This is a genomic window from Duganella sp. 1224 (genome assembly GCF_013408245.1).
In the GTDB taxonomy this organism is placed as follows: Bacteria; Pseudomonadota; Gammaproteobacteria; order Burkholderiales; family Burkholderiaceae_D; genus Rugamonas.
In genome coordinates, this window is sequence record NZ_JACBYS010000002.1 from 801,782 (window position 1) to 817,973 (window position 16,192).

A 16,192-nucleotide genomic window follows, 5' to 3' on the forward strand; every position below is an offset into this window, starting at 1 on the left:
GCGCGCCTCACAGGTTCTTGACTTCTTCCGGCATCGGGAAGAAGGTCGGGTGGCGATACACCTTGCTGTTGGACGGCTCGAACAGCGCCCCCTTGTCGCCCGGGCTGCTGGCGACGATGTCGGCCGCGCGCACCACCCAGATGCTGACGCCTTCATTGCGGCGGGTGTAAACGTCGCGCGCGTTGTTGACCGCCATCTCGGCATCCGGCGCGTGCAGGCTGCCGACGTGCTTGTGCGCCAGCCCGTGCTGGCTGCGGATGAAAATTTCCCACAGTGGCCATTCTTTGCTCATGCTTGTCTCCTGTTTATGCGGCGGCGCGTTTCTTGTCGGCGTGGGCGACCAGCGCGTCGCGGAACCATTCGCCGTCATCCCACGCCTTGACGCGGGTCTGCAGGCGCTCGCGGTTGCACGGGCCGTTGCCCCTCAAAACGTTGTGGAACTCGGCCCAGTCAATGGCGCCGAAGTCGTAGTGGCCGGTATCGGCGTTCCATTTCAGGTCCGGGTCGGGGATGGTCAGGCCAAGGTATTCGGCTTGCGGCACGGTCTGGTCGACCATGCGCTGGCGCAGTTCGTCGTTGGAGAACAGCTTGATGCGCCACTGCGCCGACTGCGCGCTGTTGACCGATTCCGCGTCCGACGGGCCAAACATCATCAGCGACGGCCACCACCAGCGATTCAGCGCGTCCTGCGCCATGGCCTTCTGCTCCGGCGTGCCGCGCGCGAGGGACATCATGATGTCGTAGCCCTGGCGCGCGTGGAACGACTCTTCCTTGCAGACGCGGATCATGGCGCGCGCATACGGGCCGTACGAGCAACGGCACAGCGGGATCTGGTTGATGATGGCCGAGCCATCCACCAGCCAGCCGATGGCGCCCATGTCGGCCCAGCTCAGCGTCGGGTAGTTGAAGATGCTGGAGTACTTGGCCTTGCCACTGTGCAGCGCGGCCAGCAATTCGTCGCGCGACACGCCCAGGGTTTCGGCGGCGCTGTAGAGGTACAGGCCGTGGCCAGCCTCGTCCTGGATCTTGGCCAGCAGGATCGACTTGCGCTTGAGGGTCGGCGCGCGCGTCACCCAGTTGCCCTCCGGTAGCTGGCCGACAATCTCGGAGTGGGCGTGCTGCGAGATCTGGCGTATCAGGGTCTTGCGGTAAGCCTCGGGCATCCAGTCCTTGGCTTCGATTTTGACGCCGTCATCGATGCGGGCCTGGAAGGCCTGCTCGTCGGCGCTCATGTCCGCGGCCGTGCGGACTTGCTTCAGGCCGGTTTCCACCAGTTGTGCGTACATGGCTGTCTCCTGTTTCACCACATAATACGATACGTATTTTGATTTAGCTACAGTTTTTTTGTGTCATATTATTTTAATGCATCTCGTTAAATTTTGGCGCAGGGCAAAGTAAACTATTGTTTCCCTGTACAGATTAGTAAGCCGCTTATGAATTGCAACGACTGGATAGCCGGGTTTCTGGCCAGCGATCCGCCGCGCTCGAAGTCGCTGGTGGTGACGATTTTTGGCGATGCCATCGTGCCGCATGGCGGCATGGTGTGGCTGGGCAGCCTGATCGAGTTGCTGGCGCCGTTCGGCGTCAACGACCGGCTGCTGCGCACCTCGGTGTTCCGGCTGGCGCAGGAGGGCTGGCTGGGCGCGCAGCGCGACGGCCGCCGCGCCTCGTACGCCATCACGCCGGATGCGATGGCGCGCTTCGTGCACGCCTACCGCCGCATCTACGCGCCACCGAATGTGCACTGGGACGGCAGTTGGACGCTGGTGCTCAACGGCGATGGCGCGCTCAATGCGGCCGAACGGGCGGCGGTGCGCAAGGAATTGTTGTGGGAGGGGTATAGCGTAATCGCGCCCGGCATCATGGGCCATCCGGCCGCCGACGGTCCGGCGCTGGACGAGCTGCTCAAGCGGCTGGGCGTGGCCGGCAAGCTGTTCGTGGTGCAGGGCAAGGCGATGCGCCAGGTCAGCGCGCGGCCGCTGAGCGATCTGGTAGCGAATGGCTGGGATGTGGCGGCGGTGGCAGAGGGCTACAACAAATTCATCGCGCAATTCCAGCCGCTGCTGGCGGCGCTGCACGCGACGGCCTGCGACGAAACGCTGACGCCGGAAAAAGCCTTCGTCGTGCGCACGCTGCTGATCCACGCCTACCGCCGCGTCCAGCTACACGACCCGCAGCTGCCGGTCGAGTTGCTGCCAACGCCGTGGCCGGGCACGCTGGCCTACGAGCTGGCGCGCGACATCTACCTGCACGTCTACGCCGCCGCCGAACGGCACATCGACGCCGCCCTGCGCCGCGAGGACGCCGCCGCCCCGTCCGCCGAAGCCGCCTTCTTCGACCGCTTCGGCGGCCTGGCCTAGCGCGCGATCAGCGGAAACGCCGCCGGATCGCGCAACGAGGCCACCGCCAGATCGACATCCAGCGCCGGCCAATACAAGTGGTCGGCGCTGGGCCGCCGTACGTCGCTGATCTGTTCAATGGTAGCGTCAGCAAACCACGGGAAATCCGCATAAGCCGCATACAAGCGCTCATTGCCCAGATCGACCCAGAAGCCGTACACGGAACGCTCAAGGATTCTGACCTGATGAGAAATAGGTATGCCATGCATCTTGCAACTCCAGTCGATGATCCTTGATGAAACGCTCGGCGCTGCGTAGCTGGTGCGACGACAGGCCACGATGCTCTGCCAACTTCACGTCCGGCGACAGCCAGAATTTTGCGTCGCCGTCTGGATGAGACACGTGAACATGCTAGCGAGTTTCCTCGCGTGAGAAAAAAAAGTAGCGGAAATTGCCATCGTGGTACACGGTCGGCGTCATGATGATTTTACCCCGGTCTACGGAGACACCAATCTAGCCTCGCCGCCGGACAACGGTTTGCGCTAGCGCAGAGGGACAGGAAATCCGGCGCAGTCCCGCGCAAGCCTGTATCATGTCGGCTCCGCGCCACAAGCGCGAGCCACTATTTCCATAGAATTCACCAGGATTCCTGCCATGCCTATCAAAATCAGCCAGCAGTTTGACGCTGGCGCCATCGAGGTCGTGCGCGCCGACGATCCGGCCGCCATCGACCTGAACATCCGCAAGGATTCCCACGCCGACATCGTTCAATGGTTCTACTACCGTGTGCAGGGCGCGCAGGGCACGCCGCTGACCATGAACTTCCTGAACGCCGGCCAGGCCGCCTATCCGGATGGCTGGAAGGATTACCAGGCCGTCGCCAGCTACGACCGCGACAGCTGGTTCCGCGTGCCGACCACCTACGATGGCAAGACCATGACCATCAAGCACACGCCCGAGCACGACAGCGTCTACTACGCCTACTTCGAGCCGTACTCGTGGGAGCGCCACCTGGCGCTGCTGGACAACGCCCAGCTGTCGCCGCTGGTCAAGCTGGTGGATCTCGGCAACACCGTCGACGGCCGCGACCTCAACATGCTGGTCATCGGCGACCCGGAAGCCGAGCAGAAGGTGTGGGTCATCGCCCGCCAGCACCCTGGCGAAACCATGGCCGAGTGGTTCGTGGAAGGCTTCGTCGAAGCGCTGCTGGACCCGGCCAATCCGTTCGGCCGCCAGTGCCTGAAGGAAGCCGTGTTCTATGTGGTACCGAACATGAACCCGGACGGCTCGGTGCGCGGCAACCTGCGCACCAACGCCGCCGGCGCCAACCTCAACCGCGAGTGGCTGAATCCGACCATGGAGCGCAGCCCGGAAGTGTTCCTGGTCAAGCAGAAGATGCACGAAGTGGGCGTCGACCTGTGCCTGGACATCCACGGCGACGAGGGCCTGCCGTACGTGTTCGTGGCCGGCAGCGAATCCCTGCCGACCTTCACCGAAGATCAGGCCGAAGCGCAGCAATACTTCATCGACAACTTCCTGATCGCCAGCCCGGACTTCCAGGATGAGTACGGCTACGGCGAAACGCCGTACACCGACGAGACGCTGACCATGGGCTCGCCGCACATCACCCACGCCTTCGGCTGCCTGTCGCTGACGCTGGAAATGCCGTTCAAGGACAACGCCAACGATCCGGACCCGGACACCGGCTGGAACGGCGCCCGCTCGGCCGAGCTGGGCAAGTCCATCCTGCAGCCGGTGCTGCAGTCGCTGCTGGCACAGCAACAGTAAGCCGCTTCCCTGCGGCGCCACAAAGCGGTCGCCGCGGGGAAAAATACACTGGACCTCGGGCGGCGCATCCACGCGCCGCGTTCGGAGGTCCATCATGCCATTTCCCGCCTTGTGGCGCCGCGCGGCGCTGTTGCTGATGGTGCTGCTATGCGCCTGCACCACACCCTACCATCCGCCGCTGGTACCGTCGGCGACGTTTCCCGGATTGATCGATCTGGCCGCGCAGGCCGATGGCCGCGAGGCCGACGTGCTGCTGGTGCACGGCATCTGCACCCACGACGCCAGCTGGGCCAGCGTCACCGTCGCGCAACTGGCGCGCGCGCTGAGCGACGCCACCACGACCACCACGCCCGCGACAGCCATCGTCGCGCGCAATGCCGCCGCTCCGGCCGTCGACATCGTGCCCGCCACTATCGTTACGCCGGCAGGACGCCTGCGCTTTAGCGCGCTGATCTGGTCACCACTGACCAACGACCTCAAGCGCCAACTGTGCTACGACCAGACCGACAAGTCCGCCCTATGTACCGACGCCCCGCCCTATCCCTACACCCGCGCGCGCCTCAACGCCCGCTTCAAGGACGGCCTGATCGACGACTGCCTGCCGGACGCGTTGATTTACCAGGGCGTGGCGCGCGACAGCATCCGCCAGCGCATGCGCGCGGCGGTCCTGCAAGTGCTGTCCGCCGCACACGCCGACGTGCCGCTGGTGGTGATCGCGCACAGCATGGGCAGCAAGATCCTGTTCGACACCTTGTTGAGCATGACCGAGGAGCCAGCCGGTTCGCCGGCGGCGCAACTGGCGCGGCAAGCGGTAGACCGCATGCGCTTTCTGGTGATGGCAGCCAATCAGATCCCGCTGCTGTCGCTGGCCGACCAGCAAGTGCCAGGCGCGACGCTCGCCGCCGCGCCCGACAGCCTGCAACTATTGCTGCGCCAGCGCCAGGCCAGCCAGCGCCGCGTGCCCGGCGGCAACCTGACCGTGGTAGCCTTTACCGATCCGAACGATCTGCTGTCGTACACGCTGGAGGAAAGCAAATACGCGCAGCAAGGCGTCACGGTCTACAACATCCTGGTCTCCAACGCGCCAACCTGGCTGGGCCTGCTGGAGCGGCCGGACACCGCCCACCTGGAATACCTGAGCAATCCAGACGTCGGCCGGCTGATTGCCTGCGGCCAGCCGATCAGCCGGCGCTGCAACTGAACTGCCTTACAGGAAGGTGAAGACCTGCTCTTCGGGCAGGCGCGACTTGGGCAACTTGGCGTTGAAGTCATCGTCGGCGTGATAGCCGAGGCTCAACACCATCAGGCTGGTCAGCCCCTTGGCATGCAGGCCGAATTCCTCATCAATGGCCTTGGTGTCGACGCCTTCCATCGGCGTGGTGTCGATGCCCAGCGTGGCGGCGGCCAGCATGCCGGCGCCCAACGCCAGATAGACCTGCTTTTCCAGCCAGTGGCTCATGTCTTTGCCCTGGAAGCGATGCTGATCGACAAAGAACTTGCGGGCCTTGGCTTGCGCGGCCTTGTCGTCGTCGGTGCGATAGCGGCCATCGCGCTGCTCCTGCGACAGCAGCAACTCCTGGTGGCCGGCATCGGCATCGACGCGGGCGCAGAACACGATCACATGGGAAGCCTGGGTAATTTTCGGGGCATTGAAGCTGTAGCCGCCCTGCGCGCCCTTGGCCACGCGGGCCTTGCCCTCCGCCGTGCTGGCAACGATGAAATGCCACGGCTGCGAATTGACCGACGACGGGCTGAGTTGCAACACACTCAATACCTGGCGGAATACGTCGTCGGGGATCTTGCGGTCTGGATTGTAAGCTTTGGTGGTGTAGCGGTTTTTTGCGGCGGTAACGATGTCCATATTGTCCTTCATGTCATGTTGGCGATACAACCTGGTGTGTATCGCCACCATTATCATGCGGCTGAAAACTTATGGCGCACGGCACCGACCTTTGGCATAGCGCAAAAGTGCAATCGCTTAGCTGCCGGCCACCACCATGTTCTCGATCAGGATCGAGCCGGTCTGCTTGGTGCCGCGCACCAGCACATCGTTACCGACTGCAACGATTTGCGCCAGCATGTCCTTCATGTTGCCGGCGATGGTGATTTCCTCGACCGGATACTGGATCACGCCGTTCTCCACCCAGTAGCCGGCCGCGCCGCGCGAGTAGTCGCCGGTGACGTAGTTGGTGCCCTGCCCCATCAGCTCGGTGACCAGCAGGCCGGTGCCCATCTTGCGCAGCATGCCGGCGAAGTCATCGGCCTCGGCGGTCAGCGTCGACGTCAGCGACAGGTTGTGCGAGCCGCCGGCGTTGCCGGTGGTCTTCATGCCCAGCTTGCGCGCCGAATAGGTCGACAGGAAATAACCCTGCACCACGCCATCCTTGACTACGTCACGCTTGACGGTGCGCACGCCCTCCTCGTCGAACGGCGCCGAACCGACCGCGCCGATGACGTGCGGGTCCTCGTGGATCTGCACATGCTTGGGCAGCACCTGCTTGCCCAGCGAATCCAGCAGGAACGACGATTTGCGGTACAGCGCGCCGCCGGACGTCGCCTGCACGAAGGCGCCCAGCAGCCCGGCCGCCAGCGGCGCCTCGAACAGCACCGGGCAGGTGCGGGTGTCGATCGAGCGCGCGTTCAGGCGCGCCAGCGCGCGCTCGGCGGCGTAACGGCCGATCGCCTCCGGCGTCGACATCTTCGACGCGTCGCGCACCGACGAATACCAGTCGTCGCGCTGCATGTGCTTGCCCTTGCCGGCGATCGGCGCCACCGACAGCGTGTGGCGCGAATACGGATAACCGCCGATGAAGCCGCGCGAATTGGCCGCCACGAAGTGCGACTGCTGCACGTGCACGCCGGCGCCTTCCGAATTGGTCACGCGCGGATCGACGGCAAACGCCGCCGCCTCGGCGCGCTGCGCCAGCGCCACCGCGTCGGCGGTCGAGATATCCCATGGGTAGAACAGTTGCAGGTCGCGCGGATGCAGCTCCAGCTGATCCTCGTCGGCCAGGCCGGCGCAATCGTCATCGGCAGTGAAGCGGGCGATGTTGTAGGCCGCTTCCACGGTCGCCTTCAGCGCCGCCGGCGAAAAGTCCGAGGTCGAGGCATTGCCGCGGCGCTGGCCGATGAACACGGTCACGCCCATGCCCTTGTCTTTATTCTGCTCGATGGTCTCGATCTGGCTCTTGCGCACCGACACCGACAGGCCGCTGCCCTCGCTGATTTCGACGGCGCAATCGCTCGCGCCCTGGGCTTTCGCATAGCCCAGCACATCGCGTGCGAGCTGCTTCAACTGGTCCTGGGTGTGGGTAAAATGGGTATCGCTCATGGGCTGTTTTCTTCGGGTGGCCACTAAAACAGTTATCATAGCAGTCGTTTACAGTTTAAGGGCGCAGCCAAGCGCCCGCAGGAAAGTTGATATTATGGTAAATCCCAACCGCAGCGGCGGCGGCGTCGGCTTCAGCTCGGCCGAATTCGAAGACGAATACGAACGCCCTTCCAAATCCGAAATGAAGCGCCAATCGGACGCGCTGCAAAAACTCGGCAAGGAACTGGTCGAGGCCCCGCGCGACCGCGTGAAAAAAGTGCCGATGCCGGAAGACGTCCTGGACGCCATCCTCGAATGCCAGAACATTACCAACCACGAGGGCCGTCGGCGCCAGATGCAGTTCATCGGCAAGAAGATGCGCACGCTGGACGAGGCCGAAGTGGCCGCCATCCAGAAGGCCATCGACAGCTGGAAAGGCGGCTCCAAGGCGGAAACCGCCGCCATGCACGCGCTGGAACGCCGCCGCGAGAAGCTGCTGGCCGACGACAACGCCCTGACCGCGCTGCTGAGCGAAGCGCCGCACCTCGACGTGCAGCACCTGCGCACGCTGATCCGCAACGCCCGCAAGGAACAGGCCGAGAACAAGCCGCCCAAGGCCTACCGCGAAATCTTCCAGATCCTCAAGCAGCTGGAAGCTGACAAGCACAAGGCCGCCGCCGGCGATGATGCCGACGCCGACGCCGACGACGGTCACGAAGACGATGACGAATAACGCCGCAGCGCCGCTGCTGGTCGGCCTGGTCTCGATCTCCGACCGCGCCAGCGGCGGCGTCTACCAGGACCAGGGCATACCGGCATTGCAGGAGTGGCTGGCGCGCGCGCTGACCACCCCGTTCGAGGTCGAAACCCGCCTGATCGCCGACGAGCAGCCGCAGATCGAAGCCACGCTGATCGAGCTGGCCGACGTCGCCCGCTGCCACCTGATCCTGACCACCGGTGGCACCGGGCCGTCGCGCCGCGACGTCACGCCGGAAGCCACCAAGGCGGTCGGCACCAAGGAGATGCCCGGCTTCGGCGAACAGATGCGCCAGATCAGCCTGCACTTCGTACCGACCGCGATCCTGTCGCGCCAGACCGCCGTGATCCGCGAAAGCGCCGATCACGCGGCGCTGATCATCAACCTGCCCGGCCAGCCCAAGGCCATCGCCGAAACGCTGGGCGGCCTGAAGGACGCCGACGGCGCCACGCTGGTGGGCGGCATTTTCGCTGCCGTGCCCTACTGCGTCGACCTGATCGGCGGCCCGTACATGGAAACCGATCCGGCCGTGTGCAAGGCCTTCCGCCCCAAATCCGCCATTCGCCCCGCCCAAGGACAAGCATGAGCCAACTGCTGCAAACGATCGAAAAAGAAACCGGCGCCAACCCGACCGTCTCCATCATCTGGATGCACGGCCTGGGCGCCGACGCCAACGACTTCGTGCCGATGCTGCACGAGCTGGACTTCACCGGCCTGCCGGCGATCCGCTTCATCTTCCCGAATGCCGAGACCATGCCGGTGACCATCAACGGCGGCTACGTCATGCGTTCGTGGTACGACATCGTGCACACCGACCTGGGTCGTCAGGAAGACGAAGCCGGCCTGCGCGCCTCGCAATTGAAAGTGGAAGCGCTGATCGCGCGGGAAAACGCGCGCGGCATTCCGAACGAGCGCATCATCCTGGCCGGCTTCTCGCAGGGCTGCGCGATGACGCTGCAAACGGGGCTGCGCCAGAAGAGCAAGCTGGCCGGCATGCTGTGTTTGTCGGGCTACCTGCCGATCGCCGCCAAGGCGGCGGACGAGCACACGGCGGAAAGCAAGGCCACGCCGATCTTCATGGCGCATGGCCGCATGGACCCGGTGGTGCAACTGCCACGCGCCACCGCCTCGCGCGACCTGCTGGTGGCATGGGGCTACCAGGTGGAATGGCACGACTACCCGATGCAGCACTCGCTGTGCCAAGAGGAAGTAGACGACATCAGCGCCTGGCTCAAGCGCACCCTCGGCTAAAACCCCACCCCGCACGGCGGCACACCGGGGGTCTGACCCCGTACGGGGTCAGACCCCAGCCTCTCCGGGTTAAAACGCCGCTCAATCAGGCAATGGCAAAGCGGACGACGGCGGCACCGCCGTCTGCGCCGCGTTCATCACCATGGCCAGAAACGTGTAATAGCCGTTAATGCCCATCAAATCCACCACCCCCTGCTCCCCGAACGCCGCCAGCGCCGCCGCGTAGGTCGCATCGTCCACCCGCTGCCGCTGATGCAGCTGCACGCAAAAGTCATACACCAGCGCCTCATCCTCCAGCGCAAACGCCGGCCGCGCGCGCGCCGCGATGGCCGCGATCACCTCCTCGCCAACGCCATCATCGCGCGCGATCGGCGCATGAATCGCCCACTCCACCTGCTGGCTCCACTGCCGCGCCGTCACCAGGATGGCCAGCTCCGTCAGCCGCGTGCCGATGGCCGACCGATAGCGCAGATACTCGCCCATCCGCTGCGCCGCCGCCATCAGCTCGGGCGAGCGTATCAACGGCACAAACGGCCCATACAGCGCCCCGCGCGGCCCGTCGATCACCGCCTGCGCCGCCACCTGCTGCGCCGCCGTCATATCGGCAAACGCAATCGGCCCCAGTCGATCCTCCATGCTGCCTCCCTCAAAGACCTCATCATGGCATACATCAAAAAGCCCGCGCCAAAATCCGGCTATCGTCGGCAGTCTGCACCTCGCCACGAAAGGACGCCATGAGCCACATCATCCACCGCAACCTGCGCCGGCCGCCGCCGGTGGCCGCCCACGCCGCCGGCATCACCGTCACCGACACCGCCGGCCGCACCTATCTGGACGCCAGCGGCGGCGCCGCCGTCTCCTCGCTCGGCCACGCCCATCCCGACGTGCTGGCCGCCATGCATGCCCAGATCGACCGCAACGCCTACAGCCACACCGCCTTCTTCACCAGCGACGCCGCCGAGGAACTGGCCGCGCACCTCGCCGGCCACGCCCCCGGCGACCTCGATCAGGTCTACCTCGTCTCCGGCGGCTCGGAAGCCATGGAAACCGCGCTCAAACTCGCCCGCCAATACTGGCTCGAAGCTGGCCAGCCGCAGCGCGCCACCTTTATCGGCCGGCGTCAGAGCTACCACGGCAACACCCTCGGCGCGCTGGCCGTCGGCGGCAACGAGTGGCGCCGCCAGCCCTTCGCGCCGCTGCTGGTCGACGTGCCGCGTGTATCGCCCTGCTACGAATACCGCGAACGCGCCGCCGACCAAAGCACGCCGGCCTACACCGCCGCCCTGCTGCGGGAGCTGGAGGACGCCATCCTTGCCACCGGCCCGGAAAAGATCATCGGCTTCGTCGCCGAAACCGTGGTCGGCGCCACCGCCGGCGCGGTGCCGCCCACGCCCGGCTACTGGCGCGGCGTGCGCGCAGTGTGCGACCGATACGGCCTGCTGCTGATACTCGATGAAGTCATGTGCGGCATGGGCCGCACCGGCACGCTGTACGCGTTTGAGCAGGACGGCATCGTGCCCGACCTGGTGGTATTGGGCAAAGGCCTGGGCGCCGGCTACCAGCCGATCGGCGCCGTGCTGGCGCGCGCGCCCATCGTGGAGCGCCTGCGCGACGGCAGCGGCGCCTTCCAGCACGGCCACACCTACATGGGCCACCCGGTGGCGGCCGCCGCCGCGCTGGCGGTGCAAAAAGTGATACAGCGCGACGGCCTGACGGAGGTCGTCACCGCGCGCGGCAAGGCGCTGCGCACGATGCTGCAAGACGCCTTCGGCCAGCACTCGCAGGTGGGCGACATCCGCGGCCGCGGGCTGTTGATAGGACTGGAACTGGTGGCCGACCGCGCCAGCAAAGCGCCGTTCGACCCGGCGCGGCGGCTGTACGCCATCATCAAGGACGAAGCCATGGCGCGCGGCCTGATGATCTACCCGATGGGCGGCACGATCGACGGGCGGCAGGGCGACCACATTCTGCTGGCCCCCCCCTTCATCGCCACCGAGGCGGACCTCGGCGAAATCACCCACCGCTTGTCAGAAACGCTGTCCGCCGCGCTGAACCCCGCCACCGCACGAGGGGTCTGACCCCGTACGGGGTCAGACCCCGCGACGGAACGACGTGCGGGTTTAGCGCGCGCGCCAGCTGATCACTTCCTGCTGCTGCTCGCCCAGGCCCGCAATCCCCAGGCGCATCACATCCCCCTTCTTCAGGAAGCGCTGCGGCTTGCGGCCCATGCCCACGCCCGGCGGCGTGCCGGTGGCGATCACGTCGCCCGGCTCCAGCGTCATGAACTTGGACAGATAGCTGACAATCTGCGCCACCGTGAAAATCATGGTCGAGGTATTCCCGGTCTGCATGCGCTTGCCGTTCACCTCCAGGTACAGGTCCAGATCCTGCACGTCATAGATATCCTCCGGCGTCACCAGCCACGGGCCGACCGGGCCAAAGGTATCGCAGCCCTTGCCCTTGTCCCATTGGCCGCCGCGCTCCAGCTGATACTCGCGCTCCGACACATCATTGACCACCGTATAACCGGCGATGAACTTGTGCGCATCCGCCTCGCTCACATACTGCGCGCGCGCGCCGATGACGATGCCCAGCTCCACCTCCCAGTCGGTCTTCTTGGACCCTTGCGGCAGCATCACCGGATCATCCGGGCCGCTCAGCGCGGAAATCGCCTTCAGGAAAACGATCGGCTCCTTGGGCGCCGCCATGCCGGCTTCCGCCGCGTGGTCCGAGTAATTGAGGCCGATGCAAATGAACTTGCCCACCCGCGCCACCGGCACGCCAAAGCGCGGATTGCCACGCACCAGCGGCAGCGATGACTGCGCAATCTTCTCCAGCTTGCGCAGCGACTTGGGCGCCAGCGCCGTCGCGTCCACATCGGCGATCACGCCGGACAGGTCGCGCAGCTTGCCCTCGTCATCGATCAAGCCTGGTTTCTCTTTGCCTGGACGGCCGTAACGTACGAGTCGCATCTATCATCCTCAGTAAAAATAAGTCACGCTTATTTTAACCGTAGCGCTCCTGCCGCAGCCACTTGTTGGCGATGATCTTGGTGCCGCGCACCACCGGCGCGCCGCCGTGCAGCGTCTGCGGGTCCGGCTGGTGATTGCTGTCGGTGTTGAGGAACCACAGCGCATGGCCCTTCTTGGGAAACACCTCCAGCCCGAGATTCGGGAACACCGTGCCGCCGCCGGCCTCCACATCGCACAGATACAGCACAAAGGTCGCCAGGCGCTGGCCGCCGCGCGCCAGGTGCGAACGGTGGCCGGCGCTGTCGGGATCCAGCCAGTCGTAGTGCGGCCGGTACTCCTGTGTCCTGTCGTACTTCTGTAGCTGGAACGGTTCGCTGCATTCGGGCGTCCAGTGGGCGATGGCCGCCAGGCGGCGGTCGATGCGTTCCGCCACCTCGGCCTCGCCGCGCTGGATGAAGGCCATCTCCGACGTGCGGCCCTCGTGCACCACGCTGGCGCCGTCGGCTTCCGCTGTCACCGTCGACCGCGTGTAGCGGCTGCCGCAATGGGCGACAATGGCGTCGCACTCGTCGTCGCTGAGCACATTCCCCAGCAGGATCACCTGCGGCTTCTTCAGCACGAACAGCACCTCGATCTCGCGGTCCGGCGCCGCGATGCGGTTGCTGCTGGCGTCAATGAACGGCATCTCGCGCGGCGCCGAAAACGCACTGGCCACCGGCGCCGCCGCACCAGCAACGCCAGCGCCCGCGCCGGCGGCACGGATGCGCACCGCATCGTCGATCGCCGCGCGCGCGGTGGCCATGCTGTACTGGCCGGTGCGCGCCATGCTGTTGGCCATATCCAGCGGGCTGCAGGCGCGCGCCAGGTTTTCCATGATCCAGTCGCGCCAGGTCAGCGGCAAGGAAGCAAACACATTGTGATCTTGGGTCATCGCAGCATCAGAGGGTGGTCGGATGGGAAGTCCATTCTACCGGATTGCGCCAGCGCCGCCACGCAAACCAGAACAGTCCGGGCAGCTGCAGCGCCACCAGCGCGCCAAACGCCACCTGGTAGGCCAGCGCCGGATAATGCCCCAGCAAATCCGGCCGCCAGCAGCCGACCACCAGGCCGAATCCCGCCTGCACGGCGAATGCCCCCAGGAAGATCAGCAGGTTCAGGCAGGTGGCCGCGCGCCCGGTCAGCGCGCCGGGCAGGCTTTGCGCGACGATGGTGTACTCGATGCCGGTCACCGTGCCCACCAGCGTGAACAGCACCGACAGCAACTGGTAGCTGGGCCGCCAGTTCAGCACAAAGCCGGCCTGCACGGCGACAAACAGCGCCACCCCGGTGGCCGCCACCGCGATCGGCGCAACGCCGCGCCGTCCGGCCCACTCGGTGATCATGCCCACGGCGATGGCGCCGAAGATTACCGCCGCCATGCCGAGGTACAGCAGATACGTCACCGCGTCCTCGGGATAGCGCGCCACGTCGCTCAGCCAGCGCCCGATCCACAGGCCCTGGATGCCGAAGAACACCATGTGCGGCACCAGCACCAGCGCCGCCACCTCGCGGAATGCCGGATGCTGGTACACGGCGCGCATGGCGTCGCGCAGTCCCGGCTTGTGGCCGGCGCCGGGCTGCGGCGGCGCCAGCGCGCGGATCAGGATGCCCACCATGGCCGCCGCCGCGGCCAGCCACAGAAACAGGCCACGCCAGTCCATGTACTGCATCGCCAGCCGCACCGGCAGCGTGGCCGCCGCCGCGCCCAGCCCGCCGACCGCGATCAGGTAGCCCTGCACCGAAGGCAGGCGCGCCGGCGCGATCCACGTCGAGATGGCCTTCACCGCCGACATGAAGCAGCCGCCCAGTCCCAGGCCGATCACCGCGCGCGCCGCCAGCAGCTGGCTGAAGGTGTGGCCGCCAGCGAAGGCCAGCGCGCCGACGCCGGCCAGCATGAGCATCGGCAGCTGCACCTTGGCCGGCCCCCAGCGGTCCAGCGCCATCCCCACCGGCAACTGCGCCAGCGCGAAGGCCAGGAAGAAGGCGCTGGTCAGCAGCCCAAGCTGGCCGGGGGTGAGCGACAGCGACGCCACCAGTTGCGGCGCCAGCGTCGCGTTCACCGTCCGCATCAAGCTGGAAAGGAAGTGGCCCAGCGCGAACGGCAGGAACACCAGCACAAACACCGCCCGGCCGGACAGCGGAACCACCGCCGGCAGTGCCACGCGCCCCACCACGTCTGAAACCGCCGCAGATGGCGCGGTGGGGCGGCGCGGATCGCGCGTCATACCGCCCCGCCGCTAGGCCGCGCTGTGCGAATCGCAACCGGCCGCGCTGTCGCCCGCGCCGGCCGCTGCCGGGGCCGCGCCGGCCGCGCCGCCGTCCGCCCGCGCCGCCATCAGCGGTATCACCTTGCGCGCTCCCGGCGGCGCGATGCCGTACTCGCTGCGGCTGCCGCCCTCCTCCTCGAAGAAAAACTTCTCCTTGCCAAACGCCGGTTTCAACTCATCCATCCACGTCGCCTGCGGATCAAACTTCGCATAAAACGGCTTGCGCACCCAATCCGCATTGCGCGCCTGCAGGAACTGCAAGGCAAACACCTTCTCGCCGCCGATGGTGGCAATCCCGTCGATCACCACCTTGCCCGGAAAAGCGCTCATCGACGGCCCGCGCACCGTGCGCGACAAGCCGGACACCATCTGGTAGGCCGCCTGGAAAATCGCATGCGCGCGCGCCAGCGGCAACTGGAAATACTCGCGCGGCCCGGTATCGCGCTCGACGAACATGTAGTACGGAATCGCCCCCAGCCGCACCCCGGTCTGCCACAGCTCCGCCCACGACGCCGGATCCTCGTTGATATGCCGGATCAGCGGCCCCTGCATGCGCAAGGTCGCGCCGGTGCCGACGATGCGTTTGACCGCCTGCTGCGCGATCTCCTGGCGCAGCTCCACCGCATGGTTGTAGTGCCCCATGATCGCCATGTTCTTCCCGGCCTGCACCACCCGCTCGAACAGGCGCAGAAGATCATCCGCATCACGGTCCGACACGAAGCGCTGCGGCCAGTACGCCACCGACTTGGTGCCGATGCGGATGTTCTGGATATGCGCCAGCTCCGGCGCCAGCAGCGGCGCGATATACGCCTCCAGCGAACGCGTGTTCATGATCAGCGGATCGCCGCCGGTGATCAGCACATCGGTCACCTCCGGATGCAGGCGCAGATACGCCGCCAGCTCGTGCGACTCCCTGGCGTCGAACTTCATGTCCTCCATGCCGACGAACTGCGGCCAGCGGAAACAGAAGGTGCAATACGCGTGGCAGGTCTGGCCCGCGCTCGGGAAAAACAGCACCGTCTCCTTGTACTTGTGCTGCAAACCCTTGAGCGGCGCGTCGTTCACGCGCGGCACATTGTGCGTCATCTGCCCGGCCGGATGGGGATTCATGCGCAGGCGGATGCGCCGCACCAGCTCCGCCAGCGCCGGCTGGTCGGCGCGGCCCAGCACCAGCTCGCGCAGGCGCGCGTAGTCGTCCGGCGCCAGCATGTCCCGGTGCGGGAAGGTCAGGCGGTACATCGGATCGTCGGGGATGTTGTCCCAGTCGATCAGATGATCCAGCACATACTCGTTGGTGCGAAACGGCAGCACGTGCGACACCACCTGCACCGCCTCCTGCAGATCGGGCGGTATCCATTCCCACTGCCGCGCGTGGGAGATGGTCTGTCGTATAAACGGTTTGAATTTGGGCGTATCCATCACGGTATCCTGTGTTGAGGTTTGGAAACGCCATGCTAGGCCGCGCGGCG

18 protein-coding genes are annotated in these 16,192 nt (G+C 65.9%); 7 read left to right on the top strand and 11 right to left on the bottom strand.

The features are described from left to right. Positions 1–7: 7 nt before the first annotated feature. Positions 8–292: a 1,2-phenylacetyl-CoA epoxidase subunit PaaB gene (gene paaB / locus FHW58_RS15610; protein WP_072786100.1), complete on the bottom strand. Its 285-nt coding sequence runs from the start codon at positions 290–292 to the stop codon at positions 8–10. A gap of 13 nt (positions 293–305) precedes the next feature. Continuing rightward, a complete protein-coding gene (paaA, locus tag FHW58_RS15615) occupies positions 306–1,286 on the bottom strand; it encodes a 1,2-phenylacetyl-CoA epoxidase subunit PaaA (protein ID WP_179674038.1) in 981 nt (326 codons plus the stop codon). A gap of 147 nt (positions 1,287–1,433) precedes the next feature. Between paaA and paaX the strand changes: the two genes are divergently transcribed. Beyond that, positions 1,434–2,360 carry a phenylacetic acid degradation operon negative regulatory protein PaaX gene (gene paaX, locus FHW58_RS15620; RefSeq protein ID WP_179674039.1) on the top strand — a complete coding sequence of 309 codons (927 nt, stop codon included), beginning with the start codon at positions 1,434–1,436 and terminating at the stop codon, positions 2,358–2,360. On the opposite strand, the gene FHW58_RS15625 is transcribed toward paaX, so the two are convergent. Together FHW58_RS15625 and FHW58_RS27950 are read right to left on the bottom strand one after the other, a co-directional pair. Beyond that, positions 2,357–2,608 (bottom strand): DUF2442 domain-containing protein, encoded by a 252-nt coding sequence (locus FHW58_RS15625; protein ID WP_179674040.1) that lies wholly within the window; start codon positions 2,606–2,608, stop codon positions 2,357–2,359. The two genes, paaX and FHW58_RS15625, sit on opposite strands and share 4 nt — an antisense overlap. Then, positions 2,568–2,741, bottom strand: coding sequence for a DUF4160 domain-containing protein (locus FHW58_RS27950; RefSeq protein WP_218892771.1), 174 nt, complete (start codon positions 2,739–2,741; stop codon positions 2,568–2,570). Before FHW58_RS27950 ends, FHW58_RS15625 begins: the two co-directional genes overlap by 41 nt. A gap of 252 nt (positions 2,742–2,993) precedes the next feature. On the opposite strand from FHW58_RS27950, the gene FHW58_RS15635 reads away from it, so the two are divergent. Further along, a complete protein-coding gene (locus tag FHW58_RS15635) occupies positions 2,994–4,127 on the top strand; it encodes a carboxypeptidase family protein (protein ID WP_179674041.1) in 1,134 nt (377 codons plus the stop codon). Positions 4,128–4,221: 94 nt separating this feature from the next. Continuing rightward, entirely contained in the window at positions 4,222–5,328 is a 1,107-nt protein-coding gene (locus FHW58_RS15640; RefSeq protein ID WP_179674042.1) for a hypothetical protein, read from the top strand. A gap of 6 nt (positions 5,329–5,334) precedes the next feature. Here FHW58_RS15640 and nfsB read toward each other — a convergent pair whose 3' ends face one another. Together nfsB and pmbA are read right to left on the bottom strand one after the other, a co-directional pair. Next, entirely contained in the window at positions 5,335–5,988 is a 654-nt protein-coding gene (gene nfsB / locus FHW58_RS15645; RefSeq protein ID WP_179674043.1) for an oxygen-insensitive NAD(P)H nitroreductase, read from the bottom strand. A 117-nt stretch (positions 5,989–6,105) separates the two neighbouring features. Continuing rightward, positions 6,106–7,458: a metalloprotease PmbA gene (gene pmbA / locus FHW58_RS15650; RefSeq protein WP_179674044.1), complete on the bottom strand. Its 1,353-nt coding sequence runs from the start codon at positions 7,456–7,458 to the stop codon at positions 6,106–6,108. A 94-nt stretch (positions 7,459–7,552) separates the two neighbouring features. Here pmbA and yjgA point away from each other — a divergent pair, with 94 nt between their 5' ends. The 3 genes from yjgA to FHW58_RS15665 are packed head-to-tail and all read left to right on the top strand — an operon-like array spanning position 7,553 to position 9,445. Next, positions 7,553–8,170, top strand: a complete 618-nt coding sequence (gene yjgA / locus FHW58_RS15655; protein ID WP_179674045.1) for a ribosome biogenesis factor YjgA — start codon at positions 7,553–7,555, stop codon at positions 8,168–8,170. Beyond that, positions 8,160–8,780, top strand: a complete 621-nt coding sequence (gene mog, locus FHW58_RS15660; RefSeq protein WP_179674046.1) for a molybdopterin adenylyltransferase — start codon at positions 8,160–8,162, stop codon at positions 8,778–8,780. The genes yjgA and mog overlap by 11 nt, the downstream gene beginning before the upstream one ends. Then, a complete protein-coding gene (locus FHW58_RS15665; protein ID WP_179674047.1) occupies positions 8,777–9,445 on the top strand; it encodes an alpha/beta hydrolase in 669 nt (222 codons plus the stop codon). The genes mog and FHW58_RS15665 overlap by 4 nt, the downstream gene beginning before the upstream one ends. 81 nt (positions 9,446–9,526) lie before the next feature. On the opposite strand, the gene FHW58_RS15670 is transcribed toward FHW58_RS15665, so the two are convergent. Then, entirely contained in the window at positions 9,527–10,081 is a 555-nt protein-coding gene (locus FHW58_RS15670; protein WP_179674048.1) for a carboxymuconolactone decarboxylase family protein, read from the bottom strand. 98 nt (positions 10,082–10,179) lie between these two features. On the opposite strand from FHW58_RS15670, the gene FHW58_RS15675 reads away from it, so the two are divergent. After that, complete coding sequence (locus tag FHW58_RS15675; RefSeq protein WP_179674049.1) at positions 10,180–11,523, top strand: aspartate aminotransferase family protein; 1,344 nt, start codon at positions 10,180–10,182, stop codon at positions 11,521–11,523. 42 nt (positions 11,524–11,565) lie between these two features. Here the strand turns inward: FHW58_RS15675 and FHW58_RS15680 are convergent, their stop codons facing one another. Genes FHW58_RS15680 through FHW58_RS15695 form a run of 4 tightly spaced genes read right to left on the bottom strand, consistent with a single transcriptional unit; the run spans position 11,566 to position 16,142 of the window. After that, a complete protein-coding gene (locus FHW58_RS15680; RefSeq protein ID WP_179674050.1) occupies positions 11,566–12,417 on the bottom strand; it encodes a fumarylacetoacetate hydrolase family protein in 852 nt (283 codons plus the stop codon). A 34-nt stretch (positions 12,418–12,451) separates the two neighbouring features. Next, a complete protein-coding gene (locus tag FHW58_RS15685) occupies positions 12,452–13,348 on the bottom strand; it encodes a 2OG-Fe(II) oxygenase (RefSeq protein ID WP_229265338.1) in 897 nt (298 codons plus the stop codon). A gap of 7 nt (positions 13,349–13,355) precedes the next feature. Then, complete coding sequence (locus FHW58_RS15690; protein ID WP_179674051.1) at positions 13,356–14,681, bottom strand: MFS transporter; 1,326 nt, start codon at positions 14,679–14,681, stop codon at positions 13,356–13,358. Positions 14,682–14,693: 12 nt separating this feature from the next. Next, positions 14,694–16,142 carry a KamA family radical SAM protein gene (locus FHW58_RS15695; RefSeq protein WP_229265339.1) on the bottom strand — a complete coding sequence of 483 codons (1,449 nt, stop codon included), beginning with the start codon at positions 16,140–16,142 and terminating at the stop codon, positions 14,694–14,696. Between the last annotated feature and the right edge of the window lie 50 nt (positions 16,143–16,192).